The organism is Mesobacillus jeotgali (assembly GCF_014856545.2).
GTDB lineage: Bacteria > Bacillota > Bacilli > Bacillales > Cytobacillaceae > Mesobacillus.
In genome coordinates this window covers 35,070-49,486 of the sequence record NZ_CP109811.1, presented here as the reverse complement: position 1 = coordinate 49,486, position 14,417 = coordinate 35,070, and the positions used below count along the sequence as shown (strand labels likewise).

12 protein-coding genes and 2 rRNA genes are annotated in these 14,417 nt (G+C 44.6%); 1 reads left to right on the top strand and 13 read right to left on the bottom strand.

The window, feature by feature from the left end; translation table 11 throughout:
• Window positions 1-157: 157 nt before the first annotated feature.
• Window positions 158-2,113, bottom strand: coding sequence for a methionine--tRNA ligase (gene metG, locus FOF60_RS00245; RefSeq protein ID WP_192473630.1), 1,956 nt, complete (start codon window positions 2,111-2,113; stop codon window positions 158-160).
• A 695-nt stretch (window positions 2,114-2,808) separates the two neighbouring features.
• Here metG and FOF60_RS00240 point away from each other — a divergent pair.
• Window positions 2,809-3,096, top strand: a complete 288-nt coding sequence (locus FOF60_RS00240; RefSeq protein WP_102264789.1) for a transition state genes transcriptional regulator AbrB — start codon at window positions 2,809-2,811, stop codon at window positions 3,094-3,096.
• Window positions 3,097-3,155: 59 nt separating this feature from the next.
• On the opposite strand, the gene rsmI is transcribed toward FOF60_RS00240, so the two are convergent.
• The 12 genes from rsmI to FOF60_RS00180 all read right to left on the bottom strand — a co-directional run bounded on the left by rsmI (window position 3,156) and on the right by FOF60_RS00180 (window position 14,298).
• Window positions 3,156-4,037, bottom strand: coding sequence for a 16S rRNA (cytidine(1402)-2'-O)-methyltransferase (rsmI, locus tag FOF60_RS00235; protein WP_192473631.1), 882 nt, complete (start codon window positions 4,035-4,037; stop codon window positions 3,156-3,158).
• A 5-nt stretch (window positions 4,038-4,042) separates the two neighbouring features.
• Window positions 4,043-4,804, bottom strand: coding sequence for a tRNA1(Val) (adenine(37)-N6)-methyltransferase (locus FOF60_RS00230; RefSeq protein WP_192473632.1), 762 nt, complete (start codon window positions 4,802-4,804; stop codon window positions 4,043-4,045).
• Between the two features lie 103 nt (window positions 4,805-4,907).
• Entirely contained in the window at window positions 4,908-5,279 is a 372-nt protein-coding gene (gene yabA, locus FOF60_RS00225; RefSeq protein WP_192473633.1) for a DNA replication initiation control protein YabA, read from the bottom strand.
• A gap of 13 nt (window positions 5,280-5,292) precedes the next feature.
• Window positions 5,293-6,123, bottom strand: coding sequence for a PSP1 domain-containing protein (locus tag FOF60_RS00220; RefSeq protein ID WP_192473634.1), 831 nt, complete (start codon window positions 6,121-6,123; stop codon window positions 5,293-5,295).
• Window positions 6,116-7,123 (bottom strand): DNA polymerase III subunit delta', encoded by a 1,008-nt coding sequence (gene holB / locus FOF60_RS00215; RefSeq protein WP_192473635.1) that lies wholly within the window; start codon window positions 7,121-7,123, stop codon window positions 6,116-6,118. The genes FOF60_RS00220 and holB overlap by 8 nt, the downstream gene beginning before the upstream one ends.
• A gap of 13 nt (window positions 7,124-7,136) precedes the next feature.
• Window positions 7,137-7,577, bottom strand: coding sequence for a YaaR family protein (locus tag FOF60_RS00210; RefSeq protein WP_192473636.1), 441 nt, complete (start codon window positions 7,575-7,577; stop codon window positions 7,137-7,139).
• Between the two features lie 28 nt (window positions 7,578-7,605).
• Window positions 7,606-7,935, bottom strand: a complete 330-nt coding sequence (locus FOF60_RS00205; RefSeq protein WP_079504170.1) for a cyclic-di-AMP receptor — start codon at window positions 7,933-7,935, stop codon at window positions 7,606-7,608.
• 217 nt (window positions 7,936-8,152) lie between these two features.
• Window positions 8,153-8,803, bottom strand: coding sequence for a dTMP kinase (gene tmk, locus FOF60_RS00200; RefSeq protein ID WP_192473637.1), 651 nt, complete (start codon window positions 8,801-8,803; stop codon window positions 8,153-8,155).
• Window positions 8,804-8,805: 2 nt separating this feature from the next.
• Entirely contained in the window at window positions 8,806-10,227 is a 1,422-nt protein-coding gene (locus FOF60_RS00195) for an aminotransferase class I/II-fold pyridoxal phosphate-dependent enzyme (RefSeq protein ID WP_192473638.1), read from the bottom strand.
• An 83-nt stretch (window positions 10,228-10,310) separates the two neighbouring features.
• Window positions 10,311-10,514, bottom strand: a complete 204-nt coding sequence (locus tag FOF60_RS00190; RefSeq protein ID WP_192473639.1) for a sigma factor G inhibitor Gin — start codon at window positions 10,512-10,514, stop codon at window positions 10,311-10,313.
• Between the two features lie 656 nt (window positions 10,515-11,170).
• A 5S ribosomal RNA gene (rrf, locus tag FOF60_RS00185) occupies window positions 11,171-11,286 on the bottom strand.
• 77 nt (window positions 11,287-11,363) lie between these two features.
• Window positions 11,364-14,298 (bottom strand): 23S ribosomal RNA (locus tag FOF60_RS00180).
• Window positions 14,299-14,417 lie beyond the last annotated feature (119 nt).

Sequence of the window (14,417 nt, the reverse complement as noted above, 5' to 3'; positions counted from 1 at the left end):
TATTAAGAGCGGTTGTCAAGGGCTAATCAAGAGCGCAGCACTTTTCTTGCTAACTGACTCTCTTTCCTATCATAAATCACTCTTCTAAAAAAATGGCCTTTTTAACACAAAAAACCTGAAAATGTTACACATGAAACATTTCCAGGTCTAAATGATTTTATTTTACTTTCGCACCTACTGATAGTGAGTCATCAACTGTTGCCAATGACATGACACCATCCTTTTCACCCGCAAGGATCATTCCCTCGGAAAGCTCCCCGCGAAGTTTGACCGGCTTCAAGTTTGTCACACAGATTACCTTTTTGCCAACAAGGTCTTCCGGTTTATAGTATTTCGCGATGCCGGAAACAACCTGACGCTTTTCATAACCAAGGTCCAGTTGAAGCTTAAGCAGTTTATCCGCCTTTTTAACAGGCTCTGCATGAACAACCTTTGCTACCCGAAGCTCAACCTTCATGAAGTCATCAATTGTGATTTCATCCTGAGGTTCCGGTTTCTCTTCTTCCACAGGTGCCGCAGCAGGGGCAGAACCTTGCATTTTTTCCTTGATGAATTCTACTTCATCCTTCAATTCAAGGCGAGGAAAGATTGGTTCTCCCTGAACGACCTTCGTTCCGGCTGGAATCTGGCCAAACTCTTCAAGGCTTTCCCAAGACTGCAGTGCTTCAGAAGCGACATTCAGCTGGGCGAAGATTTTATCCGGAGTCCTTGTAAGGAATGGCTTTAATAGTACAGCCACTCTTCTCAATGACTCAGCAAGGTGGACCATTACACTAGAAAGCTCAGCCTTCTTTTCTTCATCCTTTGCCAGTACCCAAGGCTGTGTTTCATCGATGAATTTATTGCAGCGGCTGATCAATTGCCATACAGAAGTAAGCGCCACGGAAAATTCCATCTTCTCCATTGCCTCTTCATACTTTCGGACCGTCTCTTTATTCATTTCAAGCAGCTGCTCTTCATATTCCCCTTCAGAGCCATTGTAAGCTGGAATCTCGCCGTCGAAATACTTATTGATCATCGCGACGGTTCTGTTCAACAGGTTTCCAAGGTCATTCGCAAGGTCAAAGTTGATCCTTTCGACAAAACCTTCAGGAGTGAATACTCCATCAGAACCAAATGGAACTTCACGGAGCAGGTAGTAGCGAAGCGCATCAAGACCATAGCGGTCAATCAGTGTCACTGGGTCAACTACATTCCCCTTGGATTTCGACATTTTCCCATCCTTCATTAAAAGCCAGCCATGTGCAAAAACCTTCTTAGGAAGCGGCAGGTCAAGCGCCATTAGCATGATTGGCCAGTAAATGGTATGGAAGCGGACAATTTCTTTTCCGACAAGGTGGACATCTGCCGGCCAGTAATTCAAGTACTTGGAGTCATCATCTGTTCCATAGCCAAGAGCTGTAATATAGTTCGACAACGCATCGATCCACACATAAATAACATGCTTAGGGTCGCCAGGGACTTTTACACCCCAGTCAAACGTTGTACGTGAAACGGCCAAATCTTCAAGTCCAGGCTTGATGAAGTTGTTAATCATTTCATTTTTACGTGATTCTGGTTGGATGAACTCAGGATTCTCTTCATAATACTTCAGCAGTCTGTCTGCGTATTTGCTCATTTTGAAGAAATACGACTCTTCCTTCACTTTTTCGACAGGACGGCCGCAGTCCGGGCAATTGCCGTCTTCAAGCTGTCTGTCTGTATAGAAGGATTCACATGGAGTACAATACCATCCTTCATATTGATCAAGATAGATATCACCTTGTTCCAGCAGCTGGGCAAAAATTTTCTCGACAATCTGCTTGTGGCGATCCTGGGTCGTACGGATAAAATCATTATAGGAAATATCGAGCTTGCCCCAAAGCTCCTGGATGCCTTCGACGATTTCATCCACATATTGCTGCGGAGTGATGCCTTTTGCCTCGGCATTGCGCTGGATTTTTTGACCGTGCTCATCAGTTCCTGTCAAATACATGACGTCATAGCCGCGCAGTCTTTTATAGCGTGCCATTGCATCGCCTGCTACTGTCGTATAAGCATGGCCAATATGTAAATTGCCGCTCGGATAATAAATCGGGGTTGTAAGATAAAAGGTTTTCAATTTCTCTTCCATGAAGATCCTCCTTAACTAAAACTGCTAGTTCATTCTAATAGTAGTTATTATAACAGCTAATGCCCTTGGATTCATAACACTTTAGTGTAAAACAAAGGAGCATTATCTATGGTTTCGACATTCTCTTTATAATCAATCAAGAAAATCAGTGTTTCTTTAAAAATTTTGTCCACTACGGACATTCTCCCTATAAAGTTTACGTATTTTGTCAGTGAGATTCATTGTGGACGCGTCGTTATCAAAAAAGCCCTGCCTTATTTATTGGGCAGGAGCATATTAATCGATTTTTAAAATAAAAGATTGATATTCACATAATAAAATCATAACCAAATCCACAAATAGAATATACCTGATAATAAAATAATGTACATTCCATTAAGAGTTTGTCGAAGTTGTGACATTTTGTCGAATGAAATTGTAGAATTTTGTCGAATTATGCGTTGAATACTATTCCCCCAATAATATTTTTTCATTATCCTCCTTTCGAGGTAACTGCGCCATTCCTTATTCCTTCTCGTCTTTTTCATCCATAACCCTTGATATGAAAAGGTTTTCGTATTGTGTTAAAATTTGTTAATAGAAGAAAAATAAAATAATTGACGGTTATTGGAATCCTTGGTATTATAAAACCAATAAGAGAAAAATGTCGAAAAATGACGAACTTAATAGATGGGGAAATGAGAGGAGATTAAAAAATGAAATCTACTGGTATCGTTCGTAAAGTTGATGAGCTTGGCCGTGTGGTAATTCCAATCGAACTTAGAAGGACTCTTGGCATCGCAGAAAAGGATGCTTTGGAAATTTATGTTGATGATGACCGCATCATTCTTAAGAAGTACAAGCCTAACATGACTTGCCACATCACTGGTGAAGTATCTGATAACAACATCACATTGGCAGGCGGCAAGCTGATCCTTAGCCGTGAAGGTGCTGAACAGCTTCTTCAAGAAATCCAGGGAAGCTTCGAACCTGTAAAAGCTTAATTCTAATACTCAAGGCCGTGGACAAATCCACGGCCTTTTTTATATGTTCTGCTTCCGCACTATTCTTTAATATGATACGCCTGGTAAACCTCTCTCTTTTGCATACCCCTATCTTTTGCAGTTTGCTTGATTGCATCCTTAGAGTTCATTTGTTCTTTGGATATATAATGTTCTACATGTTCTTCAATGCTTAATCTTTCCCACCATTGATTTTCTTCTTCATAAATTGAATCGGGAGAGGCCCCTTCAATGATCAATACAAATTCCCCGCGGACTTCTTCTTTCTCTGCCCATGCCAATGCTTCAGCAACCGTTCCCCTTATGAACTCCTCGTATTTCTTCGTCAATTCACGGCAAAGGACTATTTTCCGATCGCCTAGTCCCTCAAGCATCAGCGACAGTGTTTCCTTTAAACGGTGGGGAGATTCATAGAGAACGATGGTTGCAGTCTGCTTTGCCAGCATTTCAAGTTCCTTTTTCTTATCCTTTTTGCTCCTTTGGAGAAATCCATAATAGTAGAACGGCTGAGGAAGAATGCCAGAGGCAATCAAAGCTGTCAAAGCCGCGTTCGCACCTGGGAGCGGTACGACAGTCAGTCCCTCGGCGATTGCCTCGGCCACCAGCTCCGTGCCTGGATCAGAGATGGTCGGCATTCCCGCATCGCTGACAAGTGCGACTTTTGCTCCCTCTTTAATCCGTTCAATCAATTTATATCCGCTGCTTTCTTTATTATGTTCATGATAGCTGGTAACGGGCGTTTCAATCTCAAAATAATTACATAGCTTTTTCGTATTCCTCGTATCCTCCGCTGCAATCCAATCGGCTTCCTTCATAATCCTGATTGCCCTGAATGTCATGTCCTCAAGGTTCCCGATAGGAGTCGGCACGAGGTAAAGAATCCCTTTTTCATGCTCTCGTTCAAAGCTTTTCTGCTGTTGCATGTAAATCACCCGTTTCTGTTTGCTTTTTTGCTTCCATATAACATTTCTTTGATCACCGGGGTATACTCATTATTTTCATCATAGACCGTCAAAGGCTCAAGAATTTTAAGGTCAGGACTTCCATCCTTGATTGCCTCTATCAAAAGGGTATTTGCTTCCTTCCCGGCCTTAGGATAAACAAACTGAATCCGCTTAGGCTCAAGCCGGTATTTCCTCATGATTTCGATGATATCGATCAATCTGCCCGGGCGGTGGACAAAGGCAACCTTGCCGCCCTGTTTTACAAGCTGGCTTGATGCTTTAATCGCATCCTCTAGTGTGCAGAGGATTTCGTGGCGCGCAATTGCAAGGTGTTCGTTCATATTTATTTCTTCCTTTGAAGGTGTAAGGAAATAAGGAGGATTGCATGTTACGACATCATACTTCTCATAGCCTAGATCTTTAGGCGCATCCTTGAGATCACCATGGATCATATGTAACCGATCGTCTAGATTATTATATTCAATACTGCGGACTGCCATATCGTACAATCGCTCCTGGATCTCTACCCCGATGATTGTTCCCTTTGTCCTTGCGCTTAAAAACAATGGAATGACCCCGTTGCCGCTGCACAAGTCGACAATCTTGCCTTTTTGGATTGGCACCCAGACAAATCTAGCAAGCAATACAGCATCCAATGAAAACGAAAATACATTCGGGCTCTGGATAATCCTTAAATCCTCTGCCAGCAAATAATCCAATCGTTCATCTTCCCGTAAATTAACCATTATAGAACACTTCCTCCATACGCATATGTTCATGTCCTGGCCGTGACGACCATTGGCGTTTAACATTATAAAAATAGCCTTCCCAATTAAGGAAGGCTGCCAATTATTTTTTATTAAGAAAGGATAGGCAGAATAAGCAATCCTCTTTGCGGGGGCTTCCGAAATGCAGGTTGCAGATATGGAAGCCTTCCTGGTACAGGCGGGCAAGGTTGTCGTAGCCTTCACCGATGTCGACTACATTTTTATCCCCCTGTGCCTGATTGCTGTTTCCCTTACTGCTCTTCTTAATGTTTGGATCTTTTTTACCAATGGTTTGATCCAGACGGCGTCTTATATGCTCATTTTCCAGCTTTAATGCATTGTTCTCTTCCAGAACCTCTGCCAAATGCTGTTTTAACTCACCAAGCTGACGGTATAAATCACCAATCTGCGATTCCATATTACTTACTGAGTCAAAGATATCTTTTTTATCCACCTGTTCCACCTCATTAATCTGTGGATGATTGCAACGATACAGCTCCTGCTTCCTGTATTTCCTCAAGTGTATATTCCAGCACGCGTTCCTGGCCTGGTATATCAACTTTCATGACTCGTTCCAGGATGTTCAATCCGACAACCTTTCCTGTACCCTCAGGTGTAACAATCGTTTCACCCAGGTCAGGCAGCTGCTCTTTCGCTGTTTCATATTCGTCGTTCTCATATTTCAAACAGCACATGAGCCTGCCGCAAAGGCCGGAAATCTTTGTTGGGTTAAGCGAGAGGTTTTGATCCTTGGCCATCTTGATTGAAACTGGATCAAAGTCTCCGAGGAACGTGGAGCAGCAAAGCATTCTGCCGCATGGTCCTATCCCGCCAAGCATTTTCGCTTCATCTCTTACGCCAATCTGGCGCAGTTCAATCCTTGTCCGAAAAATCGAGGCCAAGTCCTTGACCAGTTCCCGGAAATCGACGCGGCCGTCAGCCGTGAAGTAGAAAATGACTTTATTGCGGTCAAATGTATATTCAACATCAACCAGTTTCATATCCAGCTGATGCTCACTCACTTTTTCACTGCAAACATCATACGCTTCCTTTGCAGCTGTTTTGTTCTCCTCGACAATAAGTCGATCCTTCTGATCTGCAATTCTGACTACCTTTTTCAGAGGCAGGACTACATCCTTTTCGCCGACCTGTTTACGGGGAGTTACGACTCTTCCGTACTCAACGCCCCTTACAGTTTCGACAATGACGAATTCGTCCTTTTGAATTGAGAGATCGCCGGGATCAAAATAATAAATCTTTCCCGCTTTCTTGAAGCGGACACCTACTACATCATACAAGTGTAGATCCCTCCTGCAATTTTAACACCAGCTCTTCCATGAGCAGCTGGGGATTCATATTGGCATGCAGCTTCCTCTTCGCCTCCAGAATGGCTGCCATTTGTTCGGTAAGACGCCGTCCGGATGTCTGTAATGCAAATTGTTCTAAACGTGAGCTTTCGTTTAGATATACAACCTGGTCTTTCTTGCCAAGCTGAATGTATAGTAAATCCTTAAAAATAAGAAGTAATAAATCCAAACCACGATCGATTTGTTCTTTCTCTTTAAAGTGCGTAAACCAGTTCTCTTGGAGCGCGACCATAGCTTCAAGGGAATTCTTTTTCGGCACTTCATATAATTTTAACACTATTTTTTGTGCTTGTGCAAACCAATCATCATGACTTATCTCTAAAGCTTCTTCCAAATTATTGGTTAGCTGTGCCAACAGGGGTGCCATTTGCGGTTGGATCCCATTGGCAATCAGTTGTTCTGCCATATTTTTAGGAGATAACGGCGTGAAATTGATCAGCTGGCATCTCGATAAAATTGTCGGCAGCATTTGCTGGGCCTGCTCGGTGATCAACACGGCTACAGTACCCACATGCGGTTCCTCAAGGAATTTCAGCAAACTGTTTGCCGCATTTGTCGTCATCCGATCAGCATGGACAATCGTGTATAGCTTATTCTTTGACTCTACACCGGTTTTCGAAAACTCCTCCTGCAGCTGCTGAATTTGCCCTTTCTTTATCGACAGGCCATCGGGCTCGACAAGATGGATGTCCGGATGGTTGCCATGGTTGATCCTTTTACAGTTCAAGCAGCTTTCACAAGGTTTATAGCCATCAACAGGCGCCTGGCAATTGATACTCTTGGCAAGAAGAATACTAATCTCCTTTTTGCCAGTGCCCCTCATTCCTTCAAATAAATACGCATGGGCGATTCGATTTTTCTGGATGCTGTTTTTAATCATCTTCAAAACATTCGGCTGAAGTCTCTCCAGCTCGTCCCACGTCTTTGCCAATGCGATCACTCACTTACGTATATAAATTAATCAACAGACCTTTGATTTCCCCTACTTTGCCAAGGATATCAATCTGTTCATCTTTATTATCCATCAACTCTTCTGTCATCTGTACGAGCTTTTCATCAATAGTCTCTACAAGTTTCAATGACCTGCCTTCGCCATATTGATTCCAGCTATGCGAATGCTTTAGCTCCATTCCAAAGCTGACCGCTTCTTTTACGAATTGCTTTACCAGTGTCTTGAACTTGGCCAAGTCCTTGAATGTCCTTGACCGCGCAAGCCTTTCTCCGGCAGACTCGACTTCCTTCATTAATTGCTGCATCTGTCCGAGCTGCAATTTATGTTCTTGTTTCTCCACCATTTCATTGAACCTGATTCCGCCTCCAGGCTGTTGTTTTTGATCCTGTCGGACTTTATCTATGTTAAGGCGCATATCCTGATTAATCTTCATCTCTTGCTAAACCTCCGGGCATTTCCCGTTAAAATTGATGAAACTGTTCAACAGGCAATACGAATACAGTCGCTCCGCCAACCTCGACTTCCACAGGGTAAGGAACATATGAATCTGCATTCCCTCCCATCGGAGAGACAGGTGCTACCAGCTGGTCACGCGACTTACAGTTATCCCTGATGACTTCCAATGCCTTATCTACCCTGATGTCTTCTGTACCTATGATAAAAGTGGTATTTCCGGACTTCAGGAATCCGCCCGTACTGGCCATCTTTGTTGCGCGGAAATTATGGTCTACTAATGCATTGGATAGACGGTTGCTATCCTGGTCCTGGACCACAGCTAATATTAACTTCATTCATTATCCCCCTAGAATTTTTTATAGACTTGCTCCACACAGCAGCAAGCTGAACGAAAAGGTTTTACTCCGTAACTTTTATATTCTCATTATAACAGGATTCAGGTGACAAGACATGATTTAAACGTAAAATTCCATTGGCTTCCAGTTGATATACACCTATTCGCTAAAATAACTCTTTATTCGCCAATCATAATAAAAACAAGCCTGAGGTTAATCAAGACTTGTTCGAGAAAAACGTATTTATGAGCATTTTAATTTCAGCTTCTGCTTGTCCGTAGACTGTATCGAGTTCCTTAGAAGCATCCACTTTAACGATTCGTTTTGGGAACCTTTCAGCCAGGATCAAATAGCCTTCTCTCACCTTTTGGTGGAAATCGAGGTTTTCCAGGTCCAGTCGGTTGACTTCACGGCCTTTGTTTTTATTGATCCTTTCCAAGCCGATCTCTGGTGCGACATCAAAGTATAAAGTCAACGCAGGCATCATGTTTTCAATCGCGAATTCGTTGATTGAGTAAACTTCATCAATGCCTAAACCACGAGCATGTCCCTGGTAGGCAAGAGAACTATCAACAAAACGATCACATAGGACGATTTTTCCTTCTTCGAGAGCAGGCTTCACCTTCTCTGCAAGATGCTGTCTTCTCGCCGCAGCATATAGAAGTGCTTCTGTTCGCGGGTCCATTGCAGTATTCTCCGGATCCAGAATAACTTCCCTGATTTGTTCAGCAATCTCGATGCCGCCAGGCTCACGAGTAGCCACCACGGCGTACCCTTCTTTTTCAAGATTTTGAGCAAGCATCTGAAGGATTGTCGTCTTTCCAGAACCATCCGGACCTTCAATCGTAATAAATATTCCTTTTGCCAATTTTAAAGCCCCCAACTCTTAAACACTTTTATTTTACCAGCATGCAAATATTCTCCGCCCTGGATTTTTGCTTGTTTTGCTTTTAATAAATCGATTGTTTCTATATCTTCTTCCGTCACAACTTCACCAGGAAGACAAAGTGGTATTCCCGGCGGATATGGAATGATTGGTTCAGCACAAACCCTGCCTGCCGAATCCTGCAACAGGACATATTCTGTCTGCTGATTCTCCATCTCTTTATAACTGACTTCCAAAGTTGAAACACTTTTTTGATTGACCTTGGACTCAGATTTATTTTTCTCAATCGGCATCGTGCTTACTGCCTCAGCAATCTTTTCAGCAGCTTCCAGCAAGCGATGCTCCATGCCATCCTTCAGCAATGGAAGAACGAGCAGCACATTATAAGGGTCAGCCAATTCCGTATAGATCCCTTTTGATTCAAGCCTGGATTGCAGCTCGAAGCCAGACGAGGATTGAATGGTTAGCTTTAATGGATCATCCCCTGGCAAGACCCGAATGGATTCCAACTTCTCTAGTTTTCCCTTAAATTCCTGCAGTTCTGATTTCAAATACGACAAGTCTTCCTGTTTATAAGTACCCAGATAGCTCCGTGCCAAATCCAGCGATGCCATCAGCGGATAGGAAGGACTGCTTGACTGCAGGGCCTGTAAATAGAACTTTAGCTTGTTGAGTGATACCAAGTTCGACTGAAAATGCAGAAAGGCTCCCATTGTCATCGCCGGCAATGTCTTATGAGCAGACTGTACGACAATATCGGCCCCAAGTTCAACAGCAGACTCCGGAAAAAAATCCCCTGCGATAAAATGTACACCATGAGCCTCATCCACCAATACAGGAATGCTGTGCTCATGTGCCAGGTCTATAATGCTCCTAAGATCATAAGTCAGTCCGTAATAATTGGGATAGGTTAAAATAAGTGCCTTTGCCTTCGGATACTGGCTAATGGCTGATTTAACCCCATCAATACTTAACCCGGCAGCCACTCTGAATTCTTCGTTATATTCCGGGCTTATGAATACCGGTTTTGCTTTTGCGAGTCTTATAGCATTCATGATGGATTTATGGGAATTACGCTGGACCAGCACCACATCATCTTCATTGAATGCCGCCATGATCATCGCAAGATTCCCGACAGTTGATCCATTTATTAAAAAAAAGCTTTTATCAGTTCTATATAATTCGCTAAGTAATGCCTCAGCTTCAAAAATAACTCCCTCAGGCGAATGAAGGTCATCCAATCCTGTTATTTCGGTTGCATCCAATTTCAAAATTTGCTGGAAGAAGGGTTGTCCCTCTTCGGGAAAAAAAGCCCCATTTTTGTGGCCTGGTACATGGAACGACAGAGGGCTTTCGTTTGAATGCTTAACCAATTGAGAGTACAAGGGTGTTTTGGATTGATCCATAATCTCACCTATATCTATAAATTCACACCTATCTATTCTAACACTGTTTTTCAGCAAAAAAAATAAAAGCTCGAAATGAGCTTTTAACTGTAAATGCCAGGCTTTGTTACTTTCCTTAGCTTTTCTACATAATATTTATATTTAGGATCACTCGTATCTGTCTTGATCATGATGCTCTCACAGTCTGTACATATAAAAGAAGTATACAGGTGTATGCCAGCACTTTTCGTCTGTTCGCAAATCACACAGTTTTCCTCGATCTGATTCTTAGCTAAAAGCGAACCCAAATTCTCCACCTCCGTACACCTATTGTTGCCAGGAGCTTTTTTTTGTATACAATTTTCCGAATAATATTTTAGAAAGTTTAGTTGTTTTATATTTTATGATTGACATTCGGTTTCCTTGTATGTCTTATAACAATTTAGGTTGGTTTATTATTTGAGAAGTAAAGGTTGTTGAATTTTAGATGGTTCAGAACAGGAAATTAGGTTTATAAGACGACTGATGAAAAGTTTAGTTAGGTGTGATAGATACATATTGAGGTTGGGATAACTTTTCTGTGTTTTTTCCGTCTGGTCTTGTCCGATGCTATATCATGTTGAGTCAACTTTTTGTGTTTCTCTCCCAAACCTGTCTGAAGTTGCTTTAAGTTCAGACAGCTTTTTGTGCTCTTCCACCAAACCTGTCCGAAGTTGCCTCAGGTTCAGACAACTTTTTGTGCTTTTCCTCCAAACCTGTCTGAAGTTGGCTCAGGTTCAGACATCTTTTTGATCTTTTCCTGCAAACCTGTCTGAAGTTGCATCTGATTCAGACATCTTTTCATTCATTACCTGTAAACTTGTCCGAAGTCAGACTAAATATATTCACTTGCTGCTACATTTCCAACACCTTTTATAAATTTGCATACAAAAAAGGAACAGCCATTACAGCTGTTCTTTCGTGTGCCCGGCGGCGTCCTACTCTCACAGGGGGAAACCCCCAACTACCATCGGCGCTGAGAAGCTTAACTTCCGTGTTCGGTATGGGAACGGGTGTGACCTTCTCGCCATCGCCACCAGACTATTTGGTTTGAGGTTTTATTCCCTCAAAACTAGATAATGTTTGTAAGAAGAAAACAAGAAGAACGAGTAATCATTTTGGTTAAGTCCTCGAACGATTAGTATCAGTCAGCTCCACACGTCACCGCGCTTCCACCTCTGACCTATCAACCTGATCATCTTTCAGGGTTCTTACTAGCTTGCGCTATGGGAAATCTCATCTTGAGGGGGGCTTCATGCTTAGATGCTTTCAGCACTTATCCCGTCCGCACATAGCTACCCAGCGATGCCTTTGGCAAGACAACTGGTACACCAGCGGTGCGTCCATCCCGGTCCTCTCGTACTAAGGACAGCTCCTCTCAAATTTCCTGCGCCCACGACGGATAGGGACCGAACTGTCTCACGACGTTCTGAACCCAGCTCGCGTACCGCTTTAATGGGCGAACAGCCCAACCCTTGGGACCGACTACAGCCCCAGGATGCGATGAGCCGACATCGAGGTGCCAAACCTCCCCGTCGATGTGGACTCTTGGGGGAGATAAGCCTGTTATCCCCGGGGTAGCTTTTATCCGTTGAGCGATGGCCCTTCCATGCGGAACCACCGGATCACTAAGCCCGACTTTCGTCCCTGCTCGACTTGTAGGTCTCGCAGTCAAGCTCCCTTGTGCCTTTACACTCTGCGAATGATTTCCAACCATTCTGAGGGAACCTTTGGGCGCCTCCGTTACTCTTTAGGAGGCGACCGCCCCAGTCAAACTGCCCACCTGACACTGTCTCCCGCCCCGATCAGGGGCGTGGGTTAGAATTTCAATACAGCCAGGGTAGTATCCCACCGACGCCTCCACCGAAGCTGGCGCTCCGGTTTCTCAGGCTCCTACCTATCCTGTACAAGCTGTACCAAAATTCAATATCAGGCTACAGTAAAGCTCCACGGGGTCTTTCCGTCCTGTCGCGGGTAACCTGCATCTTCACAGGTACTATAATTTCACCGAGTCTCTCGTTGAGACAGTGCCCAGATCGTTACGCCTTTCGTGCGGGTCGGAACTTACCCGACAAGGAATTTCGCTACCTTAGGACCGTTATAGTTACGGCCGCCGTTTACTGGGGCTTCGATTCAGAGCTTCGCGTGAGCTAACCCCTCCTCTTAACCTTCCAGCACCGGGCAGGCGTCAGCCCCTATACTTCGCCTTGCGGCTTCGCAGAGACCTGTGTTTTTGCTAAACAGTCGCCTGGGCCTATTCACTGCGGCTCATCCGGGCTATTCACCCAAATGAGCACCCCTTCTCCCGAAGTTACGGGGTCATTTTGCCGAGTTCCTTAACGAGAGTTCTCTCGCTCACCTTAGGATTCTCTCCTCGCCTACCTGTGTCGGTTTGCGGTACGGGCACCTTTTATCTCGCTAGAGGCTTTTCTTGGCAGTGTGGAATCAGGAACTTCGGTACTATATTTCCCTCGCTGTCACAGCTCAGCCTTCACGCAAGCGGGATTTGCCTCACTTGCAGCCTAACTGCTTAGACGCGCATATCCAACAGCGCGCTTACCCTATCCTCCTGCGTCCCCCCATTGCTCAAACGATAAAGAGGTGGTACAGGAATATCAACCTGTTGTCCATCGCCTACGCCTTTCGGCCTCGGCTTAGGTCCCGACTAACCCTGAGAGGACGAGCCTTCCTCAGGAAACCTTAGGCATTCGGTGGATGGGATTCTCACCCATCTTTCGCTACTCATACCGGCATTCTCACTTCTAAGCGCTCCACCAGTCCTTACGGTCTGACTTCAACGCCCTTAGAACGCTCTCCTACCACTGACATCTAAGATGTCAATCCACAGCTTCGGTGATACGTTTAGCCCCGGTACATTTTCGGCGCAGAGTCACTCGACCAGTGAGCTATTACGCACTCTTTAAATGGTGGCTGCTTCTAAGCCAACATCCTGGTTGTCTAAGCAACTCCACATCCTTTTCCACTTAACGTATACTTTGGGACCTTAGCTGGTGGTCTGGGCTGTTTCCCTTTTGACTACGGATCTTATCACTCGCAGTCTGACTCCCACGGATAAGTCTTTGGCATTCGGAGTTTGTCTGAATTCGGTAACCCGATGAGGGCCCCTAGTCCAAACAGTGCTCTACCTCCAAGACTCTTACAACGTGAGGCTAGCCCTAAAGCTATTTCGGAGAGAACCAGCTATCTCCAAGTTCGATTGGAATTTCTCCGCTACCCACACCTCATCCCCGCACTTTTCAACGTGCGTGGGTTCGGGCCTCCAGTTGGTGTTACCCAACCTTCACCCTGGACATGGGTAGATCACCTGGTTTCGGGTCTACGACCACATACTCATTCGCCCTATTCAGACTCGCTTTCGCTGCGGCTCCGTCTCATCAACTTAACCTTGCATGTAATCGTAACTCGCCGGTTCATTCTACAAAAGGCACGCCATCACCCATGAACGGGCTCTGACTACTTGTAGGCACACGGTTTCAGGATCTCTTTCACTCCCCTTCCGGGGTGCTTTTCACCTTTCCCTCACGGTACTGGTTCACTATCGGTCACTAGGGAGTATTTAGCCTTGGGAGATGGTCCTCCCAGCTTCCGACGGGATTTCTCGTGTCCCGCCGTACTCAGGATCCACTCAGGAGGGAACGAAGTTTCAACTACAGGGTTTTTACCTTCTCTGACGGGCCTTTCCAGACCACTTCATCTACCCCGTTCCTTTGTAACTCCATGTTGAGTGTCCTACAACCCCAAGAGGCAAGCCTCTTGGTTTGGGCTATGTCCCGTTTCGCTCGCCGCTACTCAGGGAATCGCGTTTGCTTTCTCTTCCTCCGGGTACTTAGATGTTTCAGTTCCCCGGGTCTGCCTTCAATGCCCTATGTATTCAGGCAAAGATACTGTTCCATTACGAACAGTGGGTTTCCCCATTCGGAAATCTCCGGATCAAAGCTTACTTACAGCTCCCCGAAGCATATCGGTGTTAGTCCCGTCCTTCATCGGCTCCTAGTGCCAAGGCATCCACCGTGCGCCCTTTCTAACTTAACCTAAAAGGTCATTTCTCTATTAAATAGAGAGAAAAACTAAAATGGCGATCACTCGGTTTTTTCTTGGTTCTTCTTACTTACGATTATCTAGTTTTCAAGGAACAAAAAACATGCGCTCTA